10 protein-coding genes are annotated in these 12,909 nt (G+C 66.6%); all 10 read right to left on the bottom strand.

Going from position 1 to position 12,909, the window contains the following annotated elements:
* Positions 1 to 44: 44 nt before the first annotated feature.
* The 10 genes from H6717_36775 to H6717_36730 all read right to left on the bottom strand — a co-directional run bounded on the left by H6717_36775 (position 45) and on the right by H6717_36730 (position 12,857).
* The gene (locus H6717_36775) at positions 45 to 1,322 is read right to left on the bottom strand and encodes an amino acid permease (GenBank protein MCB9582651.1); all 1,278 of its coding nucleotides are present in this window, start codon (positions 1,320 to 1,322) and stop codon (positions 45 to 47) included.
* Between the two features lie 77 nt (positions 1,323 to 1,399).
* The gene (locus tag H6717_36770) at positions 1,400 to 2,473 is read right to left on the bottom strand and encodes a hypothetical protein (protein ID MCB9582650.1); all 1,074 of its coding nucleotides are present in this window, start codon (positions 2,471 to 2,473) and stop codon (positions 1,400 to 1,402) included.
* Entirely contained in the window at positions 2,470 to 3,507 is a 1,038-nt protein-coding gene (locus H6717_36765; protein ID MCB9582649.1) for a hypothetical protein, read from the bottom strand. Before H6717_36765 ends, H6717_36770 begins: the two co-directional genes overlap by 4 nt.
* Positions 3,507 to 4,103, bottom strand: coding sequence for a hypothetical protein (locus tag H6717_36760; protein MCB9582648.1), 597 nt, complete (start codon positions 4,101 to 4,103; stop codon positions 3,507 to 3,509). Before H6717_36760 ends, H6717_36765 begins: the two co-directional genes overlap by 1 nt.
* A gap of 20 nt (positions 4,104 to 4,123) precedes the next feature.
* A complete protein-coding gene (locus tag H6717_36755) occupies positions 4,124 to 5,032 on the bottom strand; it encodes a M23 family metallopeptidase (protein MCB9582647.1) in 909 nt (302 codons plus the stop codon).
* Positions 5,033 to 5,202: 170 nt separating this feature from the next.
* Positions 5,203 to 5,988: a hypothetical protein gene (locus H6717_36750; GenBank protein ID MCB9582646.1), complete on the bottom strand. Its 786-nt coding sequence runs from the start codon at positions 5,986 to 5,988 to the stop codon at positions 5,203 to 5,205.
* A gap of 124 nt (positions 5,989 to 6,112) precedes the next feature.
* A complete protein-coding gene (locus H6717_36745; protein MCB9582645.1) occupies positions 6,113 to 8,779 on the bottom strand; it encodes an amino acid permease in 2,667 nt (888 codons plus the stop codon).
* A gap of 4 nt (positions 8,780 to 8,783) precedes the next feature.
* On the bottom strand, positions 8,784 to 10,613 hold the full coding sequence (locus H6717_36740; protein ID MCB9582644.1) for an alpha-amylase: 1,830 nt from the start codon (positions 10,611 to 10,613) through the stop codon (positions 8,784 to 8,786).
* A 64-nt stretch (positions 10,614 to 10,677) separates the two neighbouring features.
* Positions 10,678 to 11,250 (bottom strand): hypothetical protein, encoded by a 573-nt coding sequence (locus H6717_36735; GenBank protein ID MCB9582643.1) that lies wholly within the window; start codon positions 11,248 to 11,250, stop codon positions 10,678 to 10,680.
* A 20-nt stretch (positions 11,251 to 11,270) separates the two neighbouring features.
* Positions 11,271 to 12,857: a carbohydrate porin gene (locus H6717_36730; GenBank protein MCB9582642.1), complete on the bottom strand. Its 1,587-nt coding sequence runs from the start codon at positions 12,855 to 12,857 to the stop codon at positions 11,271 to 11,273.
* Between the last annotated feature and the right edge of the window lie 52 nt (positions 12,858 to 12,909).

The following is a 12,909-nucleotide window of genomic DNA, read 5'->3' as shown; positions in this document are numbered from 1 at the left end:
TCGGCGAACGTCTGGACACTCTCCGGACGGTGTCCGGACGCGGTTCACAGGGACAACTTGCGATCGCGCAGCTCGCGGTAGCCGAGCTCCACGCCGAACGCGAGCACCAGCATGCCTCCGAGCACCGCCAGGTGGCTCGGATGCTCGCGGATCGTCTGCCACACCAGAGCGCCGAAAGCCGCAGCGCACAGCACCACCCCTAGGATGGAAATCCAGCGGTGCCCGCCGATCTCCGACGACAGCCGCACGGCTGCGGCGTTGACCGCCGCGAAGATCAGCAAGAACCCCGCGCTGCCCATCATGGAGATGCTCGAAAGATCCGCCAGGTTGGCGAGCAACAGCGAGAGCGCGGAGGTGATGAGCAAACCCTCGAGCGGCTTGTTCCAGATGTTCTTCTCCAGGATCTCGGGAAGCTCGCCTTCCTTGGCGATGGTGTAGCTGAGGCGCGCAGAACCGTAGAGGGTGGCGTTGATGGCCGAGAACGTGCTGAGCACTGCGGCGGCACTGATGATGGAGAAGCCCGCTTGGCCGAGCACCGGCTTGGCGGCCTCCGCCAGCGCGTAGTCTTTCGCTTCTACGATCTTGTCGACGGACAGCGAGCCCACCGCCACGCCGGCGACCAACATGTAGAGCACGATGACGAAGCCGACGGTGACGTAGAACGCTCGCGGCAGCGTCTTCTTGGGGTCCTTCACGTCTTCGGCGGCGTTCGCGATCAGCTCGAAGCCCTCGTAGGCCAGGAAGATGATCATGCCGCCGGCCACCAGCGGCACCGGCGCCGCCCACTCCGAAGGCGCCAGGTTCGATGGATCCACACCCGTCAGGCCCACCGCCACGAAGCCCACCAAGATGGTGACCTTGATGGCCACCACCCACGTTTCCGCCTTGCCGATGATGGACGCGGCCAACATGTTGAGCGCCGTGGGGATCAAGATGCCGGCGCTGATGATCAGATGGCGGGTAATGATGCCGGAGCCGGGAAAGAACGTCGCGCCGTAGCTGCCAAAGGCGAAGGCATACAGCGCCAGCATCACGACGTAGCTCACCCAAAGCAGCGTGTTCAGGCTGCCCGTGAGCAGATCCCGACCAAAGGCGCGATCGACGAACACCACGGTACCGCCCTGACTCTGATAGCGGACGGAGAGTCGCGCGTAGGAGTGCGCCGTCACCAACGCGACCATACCTGCGACGAGAAAGGCGATGGGTGTACCGCCGTGAGCGAGCTGCACCGCGAGGCCGAGCACGGCGAAGATCCCGCCGCCCACCATGCCGCCCACGCCGATGGCCACGACGGACCAGAGTCCGATCTTGTCGTCGCTCATGGGGAGACTCTAAGACTCCAAGAGCGTCGTGCTCACCCTGTTCCGCGGCGGACCGACAAGAAGTCTGGATTTGCTCGCTACTTTGCGAGCCAATCGCTGCGCTCAGTCCCGGCGAGGGAGCGTGGCCGCTCGGAGCCCACGTAGTCGCGCGCTTCGGACGAATGCTTCAGCTCGGCATCCAGGAACGCCCGCACGGTGGAGCTGAGCGCTTCACTCAAACGGCTCAGGCGCTCGTCGCTGCTCTGGGCGTCGCCCAGGTTGTAGCTGCCGTGCTCGCCGACGCCGGCGGGGATATGGGAGTAGAGCAAGCGCTGGCGTCCGTCTGCACCCGGCAAATTCTCCCAAGCTTGTCGGCGGATGCTACCGAGCAGGTCCGGGTTCTGGGGCTTGATGTCATTGTCACCTGTGAGCACCAGCGTCGGACGCTGGATCTCGTCCCAGGAGGAACCGGCGGCGTCGGCGAAGAAGCCGGAAAAGCCAGGCCCCTGCGGCGAGAGGGCGACCGAAGCAGAGGGCCGTAGGTCAAGCGAGCTGAACCCGAGGGACGGCGTCAGCTCGATGCGCGCTCCGGCAAGCAGCAGTCCCGGCTGCGACCCCGCGGACCAGCCGGCGATGGCCACGCGCGAGGTGTCCAAGCTGGCACCGCCCTTCTGGCTGAGCCACTCGCCGATCTTCGGAAGCGAATCGAGCACGGCGCTCACGTCCCGCGCACGGACGACCTGTGGCAACGACCACTCGCCGCTGCATTCGCTCGGGGGGATGTCGAGCTCGGCACACAGCGTCGCGATCTGTGTCGCGCTCGGCACGATGTGGGCCACGTGGATCACGAGGTAGCCCGCAGCAGCGATGGTCTGTCCCCAGCGCGCGCCCAGTTTCTGACCGGCGTCGTCGAAGCCCCCGCCGTGGGACCAGATCACCACCGGGAGAGGGCCCGCGGAGTCCGCGGGCAAGCGCAAGAGCGCGGGGATCGAGCGCTTCAGCGCGGGGTTCTCCACGCTTCCGCCGGACAGCTCGATGACGGGATGGTGCTCACCCACGTACCGGCAAGCAGACCAATCCGTCGCGTCACAGGATTGCTGTGGGGTGACCACCGCTCCTTCGCTGCCGCTGCATGCCGCGAGCGCTACCCCGAGCAAGAACGCGCGCTTCAACGATGACTCCATTGCGCCACACCGACGGAGGCCTTGGGCAGGTTGTCGGAAGCCAGCCAGCGCTGGGCATTGGCGTCGTCGCGCAAGTACGCGTCCAGAAACGCCAGCGTGGCGCTTTCGAGCCAACCCACGAGCTGCTTGCAGTGATCGAGGGGATAGTCGTGGGCACAGGCTTCGGGCTTGTGATCGAACACGCCGTGCACGGCGCCGAGATCAGCGAGAAAGACGCGGAACTTGTCACCGGGGGGCATCAGATCATGGGGCAGCGCGCGCGACTCCGGCGTGTTGCCGTCGTTCTCGTCACCCAGCCCCGTAGCCAGCAGGTTGGGTCGAAGCACGCCGTCCCAGGAGCTCTCCACGAAGCCCTCGGATCCCGGACCTTGCGGCGAGAACGTCAGGAAGGCACGCGGTCGGGGGTCCTCCATCCAGGTGGGCACGCCGCCATAGGTGCGCATGGCGCCGGCGACCATCATCGTCGCGCCTGCCCCTGCGGAGTGCCCTCCGAGGGCGATGCGCTGCAAGTCGATCCGTCCCTTGGCGAAGGGCGAGCCTGGCTCCGGGGATTCCAGCGCGTCGAGCACCAGCTCGATGTCGCGCGGACGATCCCAGTTCAGGTACTTGAACAGCTCGCAGTCGGGAATGGCGAGCTCTGAGCACAGCTCTGCGCGCTGTTCGTCGCTCCGGGGTACGTGAGCGATGCTGACCGACACGTAGCCTTCGCGCGCCGCGAACCGACTCCACTCCTCCATGCTGTTCTGGGGCGAGGTGCTGCCGTGCGCGCCGCCGTGAGACCAGATCACCACCGGCAACGGACCCTTCAGTCCCAGCGGTCGCCGTATCGCCAGCGGGATTGGACGCGGACCTCCAACGCGATCCTCGTCGACCAGGTCGTACAGGACCAGCTCGTCCTGATACGGCTGCAGCACCGGGTAGAGCTCGGCACTTGTGGAAGCTCTCGGGATCGAGTCTGGGGGCGCCTCGGCGCAGGCAGCGATCGCGAGTCCCAAGAGCGCGGCCATCGTGCGCTTGGCCATCAGCCGACCCGACGACGGCGACGCGCGGATGCCCAGGTGGCGCCGCCGGACCCCAGTGCGCAGAGGAAGAACATGCCGCCAGCGCCGAGCAGCATCAAACCGTTGGTGCGCTCCGTGTTGGCCCTCGCCAAGCGGCGGTAGTCGACGTGCCAGCCCGAGTATGCGTAGGCCCTGTGGTGGCTGCTTTGCTTTGCGTGATACGCGGCCGTCCCTGCCAACACGAGCGCGCTCAGCAGCAGCAGGGCGGTCACGACCGCGAGGAGATAGTGGGTGGGGTAGCCCGCCTGCGGACGGATCGTCGGGAGCGTGGGCGCTCTGGGACCAATCGCCGTTTCCGCGCCGAACGACACTGCGGGCGGCGCCGGCGCTCTCATCAGGATGGCGCCGAGCGCCAGAGGGAGTGCGGCCAGCAGAATGGTCACCGCGCCGAGCGCAAAGAAAGGTGCGGCTTCCCGGGCAGAGATCGCTCCCCTCGGATCGAGGAACACGTGATACCCGGAGAACGCGGTCGTCGGCAGCGCGATGAGCAGCAGCAACGAACCGGCCGCGACGAGTACCGCACCCACCACTTGGCTCTGAGACTTCTGGACGGACATTTTGGACACCTTTCGAGGCTCTATTTGCAGTTGCCGCTCGTCACTTCCTGCTCGTCGGCAGGCACACCGGAGCCGGGAACGTCTTCGAACTTCATCGGGATCGACTGGCAGTTGGCTTGGCCGCAGTCCTCCTGACGCATCAGGTGCAAGTGCGGCCCGGTCGACTGCCCCGTCGTGCCCGACCGGCCGATGCGTTCCCCACGAACGACCGAATCGCCCACCGCAACGCGCACCCCGTTGAGGTGCTTGTACAAGGTCGTCGTACCGTCGGCGTGGCGAAGAACGACCAGGTTGGCGTAGGCGTAGCACTCCGCGCCGCCCCCCAAGTAACAGGGGTCACCCGGAACCGTTTCGTCGAAGACGTGCGCGACGACGCCGTCGGCCATGGCCATGATCGGCGTGTCCGCCGGGGCGCGAAAATCGAAGGCGAACTCGGTCTTCTTGCCGACCCCGTGGCTGGTCGTACCGCCGTTACCTTGGCTGATCGTGGTGGTGAAGCCGCACTTGAAGGGCAGGTAGAACTGGACGTCTTCGGTCACCGTGGGTGCGCAGACCGCGTAGGCCGCCGAGACGTATCCCTCGAGCGTTCCTGACTGGATCTCGTACCACTTGCTCATGCCGTTGACGGCCTCGCCGTCGGTTTCGGAGAGCACGTCCACCACAGTGCCATTCGCGAGCGAGCCGACGGGGGCGCCACTGGTATCGGGCGTCGGACGGACGTTGAGGTCCGCGCCGGACGTGGTGACCTTCACCTGGCTGCAGCTGGCGCCGGGGAGACTACCGCCGGGGTAGTTGCCGGCGCCCTCGATGCTGCTCGAGCCTGCGCCTGCGGCGCCGCTTTCGCCGTCGTACGACGTACCGGCGGCGCAGCTCGCGAGTGACAGCGACATGCCCAGAGTCATCCAGCCCATGCGAGTGCGAGTCTTCATGAGCGCTACGAATTGCAGCTACCGTGCCGCGCGCTAGGCGCTCGTTTCTGCGGTGGTTTGCCTGACAGCTGTTACCAGGACGTCTCCATCGGAGCGCGTCGTGTTACCTCCACAAAAAGAAAACGCGCAGCGACCTTCACCGCTGCGCGCCTTCTGTGCTCGAGATCAGATCAGTTGCACTTGATCTTGTAGGGTCCGAAGCTCACGGTCTTCTTCGTCTTGTCCTCACGCTCGTAGGTCAGGGAGACCGTCGCGTCCTGATCGCAGTAGCTGCAGGAGTCGGGCGTCGGCAGGCCAGTGGTCTCCAGCAACACGGACTTCGACCAGTTGGCCTTGACCGTGATTTGGGTCTGCGTCAGAAACATCGGCCAAGTCTGGCTCGAGCTACCACTTTCGAGCTTCACTTCGCCCGACAAGATCAACGTTTGCGCGCTGGGCTTCTTGTTGTCGACGTCGACGGTGAGGGTCGTCTGGGAGATGTCCAGCCCGTTGACGCAGCTGTCCGTCTTGGCCGTGGAGATCGAGGCGTTGACGTTGACCAATCCAATGCCGCTGTCGATGGCGATCGGCCCGCCGTCGATGCCCGGATTGGGCAAGCCACCGGTGCCGGCGCTCGAGCCCGACCCCGCCGCGCCGCCTTCTCCGGCGCTGCCGCCGATCCCGCCGTCGCTCAGAAGGTTCTTGCAGAACGTCTTCTTGGCGCACTCGGGCAGCTTGCAGTCGCTCTTCTTCTGACAGGGCGAGCTGGACGTGGTGCCACCGCTTCCGGTGTCGCCCCCGCTCGAATCGAAGCCTGCAGCCCCGCCGCTGCCGTACTCCGCACCACTTCCGCTGCTACCTCCGGTGCCGGACGAGGGACTGCGCGGGCTCGCCGTGTCGTCAGCGCCACTGCAGCCCGCCATGAGTGCGGCGATGCACAAAAGCGCAGAGCCGCTCGTCGAGAGAATCCGTTTCATTCTTGGTAACCTCCTGACCCAGCTCCAGTCCAAGCACCGTGCCAAGGTGCTTGCGCCGGTTTTGTCGGGAGATCTGCCGCTGACGTGTTCCCTTCACACGCCACCTCAGCCCGCGAGTGTTACCTCAAGCTTCGATCTGCGTGCTGCACTCTTCGATGGCGCGACGCATGGCTTCGGGGTCTTCTGCCTCGCGCAGGCGTTCGAGGAGATTCGTCTTGAGCGACAACGCCGCGATGCGTGAGAGCAGCTGCAAGTGAGTCTGCCGCTCGCTGGGCGGGCAGATGGTCACGAAGAACACATCCACGGGCTGGTCGTCCGGCCCCAGGTAATCCACGGGCTTGTCCGTGGTGAACACGCCCACATAGGCGCGCTTGGCGTCGTTGATGGTGGCGTGGGGCAGCGCCACGCCGTGCCCCACGGAGGTGTTCTGCGTGCGCTCCCGCTCCCACAAGGCGGCGTCGATGTCTTGCATCGACACGTTGCCCAGCACGGGAGCGAACATCTTGGCGAAGTAGCTGAACAGCGCGTCCTTGTTGGGCACCTGTACGCGCGCCGAGAGCGCGTTGGGGGCCACGTACTCCGGCAGTCGACACTGCTCCACCGGCGCTTCGGCCTTGAGCTTGGCGAAGGCTTCGTGGGTCCGGCCGCGGGGAGTGCGCACCGTGAGCACGGAGCAACCGGCGCGCGCCTTGATGCGGTCCTGGTCCGTACCCCGAATCTGCCGCAAGAGCGTCACGTCCGGCGCGCTCATCACCAAGAGGTCGTAGGCGGCCGTGAGCGCAGAGAGCGCTTGGATCTTGTTCTTGCCGCGCACGATGAGCTCGCTGGTAGGTGCCGTGCACAAATGGCACAACTGGCCCACGTAGTCGCGCTCGGCCTGGAGCGACGTCTGCGGCGCGTCGTCCGCCACGAAGCGCGCCATGGTCACGTTCGCGCGCCACAGCCGCGCGAGGTGATTGGCCGTTTCCACCACCAGCGCGTCGTGCGGCCCCGGCTCCGCGTACACCAGGATCTCGCGCACGTGGCGCACGCCCGCGTCCTTGTAGAACGCCAGGTTGGCGTCCAGGTTGTTGATCAGCCAACCAATGGGATTGTAGGGCAGGAGCGTGTCGCGCTCGCGGCCCCGCCATTCCATCACCACCCAGTGGCAGCTGACCTTGGCCGTGGCGCTGAGCACGGTCTGGCCCAGATCGCGAGAGAGCACGGCGTGGAACTCGATGTCCGCAGCGCGGTCCTCTCCCAGCGCCATCACCCGGCGGCGGAGCGAGCGCACGGCGACGTCTTCTTCCAGCGCGGCGTCCAAGAGCGTCTGCTCAGGCACTTCCGTCAGGTGCAGCACTTGGAGCTTCTCCCGATCTGCCAGCGCGGCGCCGAGCTCCACCACCATTTCCGGCGAGTGTTCCTTGCCGAACAGCGCCACCACCACCGGCGCGTTGCCCTCCACGCTGAACTCCGGCCGCACCGAGCTGGGGCCACCCTGGAGCAGCTCCGCGCGGCGCGCGCGCTGCCCCACCACGCCGACCCGGACCGTGCGCCGGCGTCCGTAGAACAGGAACAAGCCGAGCCCGGGGATCACGACCAAGGACGCACCGAACAGCACCAGCGGCCCGAGGGACACGAGCAGCGCCAGGCCAGCGAGCACTCCGAAGGCCTGCAGCCACGGGTACAGCGGGGAGCGGTACTTCGGCTGGTACCAGTGCACCCCGCTCTCGCGGAACACCACCACCGAGAGATTCACGGTGATGAACAGCATGATGACGAGACCGCTCGCCATCTTGGCCAGTCGCTCCACGTCCAGCAGCCAGAGGGCGACCATCATCGTGATGCCGGTGAGCAAGATGGCGGGCACCGGCGTGAGGAACCTGCGGTGCACGTCCTTCAGCACGTCCGGCAAGAGCCGGTCCCGCGCCATGGCGAAGGGGAAGCGCGAGGCCGCCAAGAGACCCGAGTTCGCCATGCTGGTCATGGTGATGACGCCCAGCACCGCGGCACCGGCAGCGACCCAGCGCCCACCAACGCGGCTGGCGAGGGTGTAGATGGGATGCAGATCCGTGCCCAGCTGTTCGTGGGGCACCACGCCCACCAACGTGAGCGCCAACGCCGCGTACAGGATCACGACGAAGAACAGCGACCCGAGCATACCCAGGGGGATGTTCCGCTCCGGGTTCTTCACCTCTTCCGCGATGGCCGCGACCTTGGTGACGCCGTTGTAGGCGACGAACACGAAGCCCGTGGCGGCGAGCAAGCCGCCGGGGCCGTGCACCAGACCACCGCGCAGGTTCTCACGCTCTATGTCCCCCACCCCAAAGCCGATGAGCCCGATGAGCACCACCACCGCCACGAACACGACCGCGGTCTGCGCCTTGCCCACCTTCTGCACGCCCAGCACGTTGAGCGCCATGATGGCGACCAGCAGCACCGACGCCGTGGGCTTCACCGGCAAGTCACTCAGGGCGATGAGATAGGTGCCGAAACCCACCAGCGCGAACGCGCTCTTCATGAGCATGCTGAGCCACAGCGCCATGCCCGCCACGGTTCCCGCCAGCGGCCCGAAGATGCGATCGATGTACACGTAGGTGCCGCCGGAGGTGGGCATCGCCGTGGCCAGCTCCGCCTTGCACGCCGCCGCGGGAAACACGCACAGCCCCGCCAGCACGTAAGCGAGCCACACGCTGGGCCCTGTCTTGGCCGCCGCCAGGCCCGGGAGCACGAAGATGCCGCTGCCCAGCATGGAGCTCATGCTGATGGCGATGACGCTGACCGCTCCGAGGCTGCGCTCGAGCTCCTTCACGTGATCACAGGCCCGCCACCACGTCGCCCTGGCGCACCAGGATCTTGCCGCTGGTGGCGGGGACCGTGACGCTGAGCCCACCCCCGGCGCCCACGGTGACGGGCGCCTCGTTCGGATCGAGCACGTTCACGAGCACGGTGCCATCGGGCAAAGACGTGGTCATGGGCGTGCCGTTGAACTGCGGGGAGCTCTCGTGATTCGCGTTGGTGTTGATCACCACCAGCGCGTAGGCGTCCCCGGCGTCGCCGCCGGTGCGCTCGAAGGCGACGATGCCGGCGTCCGGCTCGTCCCCCGCGCGATCCGATGCCCAAGTGATCTTGAGATCCCCATGGGTGAGCGCGGGATACGCCCGGCGGATCCGCGACAGACGGCGGATCCACTGATACTGCGGGCTCTGCTGGTCGTAACCGCTCTTCCACAGGTCTTCGCGGTTCGCCGGATCGTTGCCGCCGGAGAAGGCTTGCTCCGTGCCGTAGTACACGCACGGGATGCCGTCCTCCGTGAACAGGAACAAGAGCGCGTTGTTCAGCGCCGCGGGATCCGGACGGTTGAACAAGAAGCGGGAGACGTCGTGGTTGTCCAGGAAGTTCACCAGCGCCTTGTTCGGGGGCACGCCGATGCCGTTCTCTTGCGGCACCGTGCCGTAGTTGCCACCCGGATTCAGACGCTGTGAAAACAGCGTCTCGATGCGATCCGTGCTCAGGCCCTGCTGGAACACGTCGCGGAACACGGTGAAGTGCTGCGGGAAGTAGAAGACGCTGTCGACCTCGTTGTCGAAGGTATAGGAGCCGACCAAGTCGTCCCGGCCGTCGAAGGCTTCTCCGAACATGAAGAAGTTCTTCTTGCCGTCCGCGGCGAGGCGGGCGCGCACCTGCGGCGCAAACGTCTGCCAGAAGCCGTGCTCCACGTGCTTCAAGGTGTCGATGCGGAAGCCATCCAGGTCCGTCAGCTCCACCCAGTGCACGAAGACGTCCGTCAGGGCCTGCCGCACGTCGGGGTCCTCGGTGTTGAGGTCCTTCAGCCCGCCGGGGAAGTCTCCCTTGATGACCTGCTCGTCGTCGTTCCAGTCCCATACCCGGCCGCGCCGGTTGTAGGCCCGGGGCTCTTGGAAGATCTCCGGCTCCGGGGGCATGTGATTGGACGCCGGGTCGTAGGCAAAGATGATGGGCGCCGGCCCGGCTTCTCCCAGGCTGGTCCAGGCTTGCACGCCTCGCGGATCGTAGTCCGGGTCGTACTCGTTGATGTGGACGACGGGGCTGGTCTCGGTCCCGCCCTGGGGCGGCTTCGGCGCGATCACCGGTCCGGCCCCTTCCACCCGCTCGTCGGGCTGCCCGTTCAGGTTGATGTCGTAATAGAAGAGCTGGCCGACGTGGTTCACCACGATGTCCAGGATCACCTTGATGCCGTGGTCGTGCGCTTTGTCGATCATGCGCCGCAGGCTCGCCAAATCCCCGAAGTGCGGATTGAGCTGCGTGAAGTCCTGCGTCCAGTAGCCGTGGTAGCCGTCCACGCCCGCGTCCGTCTCCACGTTCTTCACGATGGGAGAGATCCAGATCGCCGTGACGCCCAGGTTCTGGAGGTAGTCGAGGTGCTCTTCCACGCCACGCCAATCGCCCCCGTGGTAGCGCGCCGGTGCGTCCCGCTGGACACGGTAGTCGTTCGCGAGATCGCCGTTGGCGAAGCGATCCACGAGCAACTGGTAGACGACCTCGTTGCGCCAGTCCTGGACGTTGGTCTTGATCGGGCGGTCCCCCTCCAGCCCTTCGAAGTCCATGCATCCGGTGGAAGCCGCGCCGAGGACGGCCGCCAGCACGAGCCCTCGCGTGTTGACCATGGGGCGTAGGGTGGCACGCGGTCGCGGCCCCGCGCCAGCACGATTCACGCCGTGTTGACCCTGCTCACTCCCGCAGCGTCCACTGGCAAGAAAACTCGTGATAGCGCCCGCCCTGGGAGGTGCATTCGGTTTCGCTCGCGCCTGGCAACACCGTCGCGCCGATCACGTCCATCGCGGCGATCATCCAGCCTTCCATCAGCTTGCAGTGCGCCGGATCCATGTCCGGAAAATCGACGATGCGCAGCTTGGTGCTCTCGGGGCGAACGTCCACCGCTTCCATCAGGCCGGCATCTACCGTGTACATGCCCCAGATGGGCGTGCAGCCGCGGATCATCTGCTCCGCGCTGGGCCGAACGGCGTACACCTTGAAGATGGTCTCCAGGTCGTTGCGTGCCGCCATGTCCCCCACCTTGCGGCAGAACGTGAGGTCGCCGTTGCCGAGCTCCGCGTCCACCGCCCGCAGCAAACCCACGAAGGCATCGTAGGGATGCAGCCCCAGCCCGTCGATCTTCTTGGCGAACGTCTTTTGCGTCGCCTCCCCCGCGCGCTCCACGATGCGCTCGAGCACGTCTTGTCCGTGCTCACGCTTGATGAAGCGCGCCGTCCCCAAGAAAGCCATTCCCCGAATATGGGCCATGACACCAGACCTAGCAGGATTCAGTCGCCGTAGCTCGTGGAGTTGAACCACCACTCCGCGCCAATGCCGAAGAACTGTTCCGTCTTGCGCCGCGCGAACACGTCGTCCGAGGGGTACAGCGCTCGGGCATCGTCGTTGCGCTGCGTCACGGCCCAGATCAGGCGTAGCTGCGGCCGCTTGAACACCCCGGCCCCGGACGGGGAGAGGTAGGGGATCACCCCGAAGCGCCAGAGCTTCGCGTGCAGCGGCTGGTTGGTCGCCACGTTGAGGATGCCGCGCTGCTGCGCCTGGTAGGAGCCTTCCACCGCGATGCCGGCGTGCTCCCCCAAGAACAGGTGCGGGCGGACCACGAAGATGCCCTCGTCCAGGTTGCCGTAGTTGAACTTCTCCGGCGTCGGCTCGCGGAAGCTGCGGAAGTAGCCGCCCGCCACCACGCCCACGGGGCCGCCCTCCCAGTTCGCCGAAAGGCCGATGCGGGTTTCCGTCGCGCCCTCCACCGTACGCTCCGGGCTGGTGCCCTCGGGCGTGGCCAGCTCTCCGTAGGCCGCCAAGCCCCGGGCGTAGCGAAAGAACAAGTTGATGAAGGTGTCCCGCTTCCCGGTGAACAGCCCGACCTGTGCGCCGATCAGCGCGCCGCTGTCTCCAGGTACGTCCTCCACCACGCCGGGCTGCCGTTCCCGCTCACCGCTGGGCAGGCGGTGCACCTCGCCGTACAGCACGCCCTTCACGCCGGCGCGTTCCCCCAAGGGCTGGATGTGCTGCACCTTGAGGCTGGAGATCACTCGCGGGCGATCCAACAGAGCGACCGTCTCGGTCCCGGGTTGGTTCTGCGGCGCCGGGCGATCCACCTCCTGGTACTGGAAGGGATCCGCAGCGCGGTTCATGCCCAGGTGCCACGCGATGTAGGTCTTGCTGGTCGGGAAATCGAAGCGCGCGCCACCGCCCACGGTGTTCAAGTTGTCCAGGGGCCAGAAGTCGAGCAGGTAGATGTCGTCACCGCGGTACATGCGCGAGCCGACCCACGCCGACAGGCCTTTGTCGCCGATGCCGCGCTCCTCGACGTACAGATTGCGCAGAGCGAGCTTGGCGTCGAAGCGGCCGTCGTAGTGAAACAGCGGTCCTGCGATGGCCAGGGTGGTGATCACGCGCGACGTGAGACCGGGTTCCCAGTCGTCGTCTCGGCGCAGCTCGAGCTCCGCGTAGGTGCCCTCGTCGATGCGTGAGCCATAAGCGACGACGTCCGCATTGCGTCCCTCGCCACCGCGACCATCGGAAGCCACCACCACCCGACCGTAGGAGCCGAAGGAGAAACGACTCTTCGGAAACTCCGGTGCGGGCGCGGGCTTCGCGGTCGGCTGGGGCATGGCCTCGGGCTCCACCGCCTGAGCGACCTTCTTCTCGGGCACGGGGGTGGGGGCGGGCGTTTCCTCCAGCTGGACGGGTTCTGGTGTTGGCTCGGCGCGGGGCTCTTCGGGGGGCGGCGGCTCGCCGGGGCCCGGCACCGGATTCGGCCCGGTGTCGGGCTCGACCCCTGCGCCCTGGCCCCACGCGGAGGCGCTCACCCCGAAAACGCTCCAGCAAATCAGCGCGGCCGCCGCTCGACGCATGGCCACCGAGTAGCCCACCACCCGCGGCGCGCCAACGGAGAAAACCCCCGAT

The sequence above is a fragment of the Polyangiaceae bacterium genome (assembly GCA_020633235.1).
GTDB lineage: Bacteria > Myxococcota_A > Polyangia > Polyangiales > Polyangiaceae > JACKEA01.
This window is presented reverse-complemented; position numbering and strand designations above follow the sequence as displayed.

Excerpts from the sequence above, each read along its gene's own strand:
- H6717_36735 (MCB9582643.1), bottom strand. The coding sequence starts at position 11,250 with ATGGCCCATATTCGGGGAATGGCTTTCTTGGGGACGGCGCGCTTCATC.
- H6717_36740 (MCB9582644.1), bottom strand. The coding sequence starts at position 10,613 with ATGGTCAACACGCGAGGGCTCGTGCTGGCGGCCGTCCTCGGCGCGGCT.
- H6717_36755 (MCB9582647.1), bottom strand. The coding sequence starts at position 5,032 with ATGAAGACTCGCACTCGCATGGGCTGGATGACTCTGGGCATGTCGCTG.
- H6717_36730 (MCB9582642.1), bottom strand. The coding sequence starts at position 12,857 with ATGCGTCGAGCGGCGGCCGCGCTGATTTGCTGGAGCGTTTTCGGGGTG.
- H6717_36760 (MCB9582648.1), bottom strand. The coding sequence starts at position 4,103 with ATGTCCGTCCAGAAGTCTCAGAGCCAAGTGGTGGGTGCGGTACTCGTC.
- H6717_36775 (MCB9582651.1), bottom strand. The coding sequence starts at position 1,322 with ATGAGCGACGACAAGATCGGACTCTGGTCCGTCGTGGCCATCGGCGTG.
- H6717_36765 (MCB9582649.1), bottom strand. The coding sequence starts at position 3,507 with ATGGCCAAGCGCACGATGGCCGCGCTCTTGGGACTCGCGATCGCTGCC.
- H6717_36750 (MCB9582646.1), bottom strand. The coding sequence starts at position 5,988 with ATGAAACGGATTCTCTCGACGAGCGGCTCTGCGCTTTTGTGCATCGCC.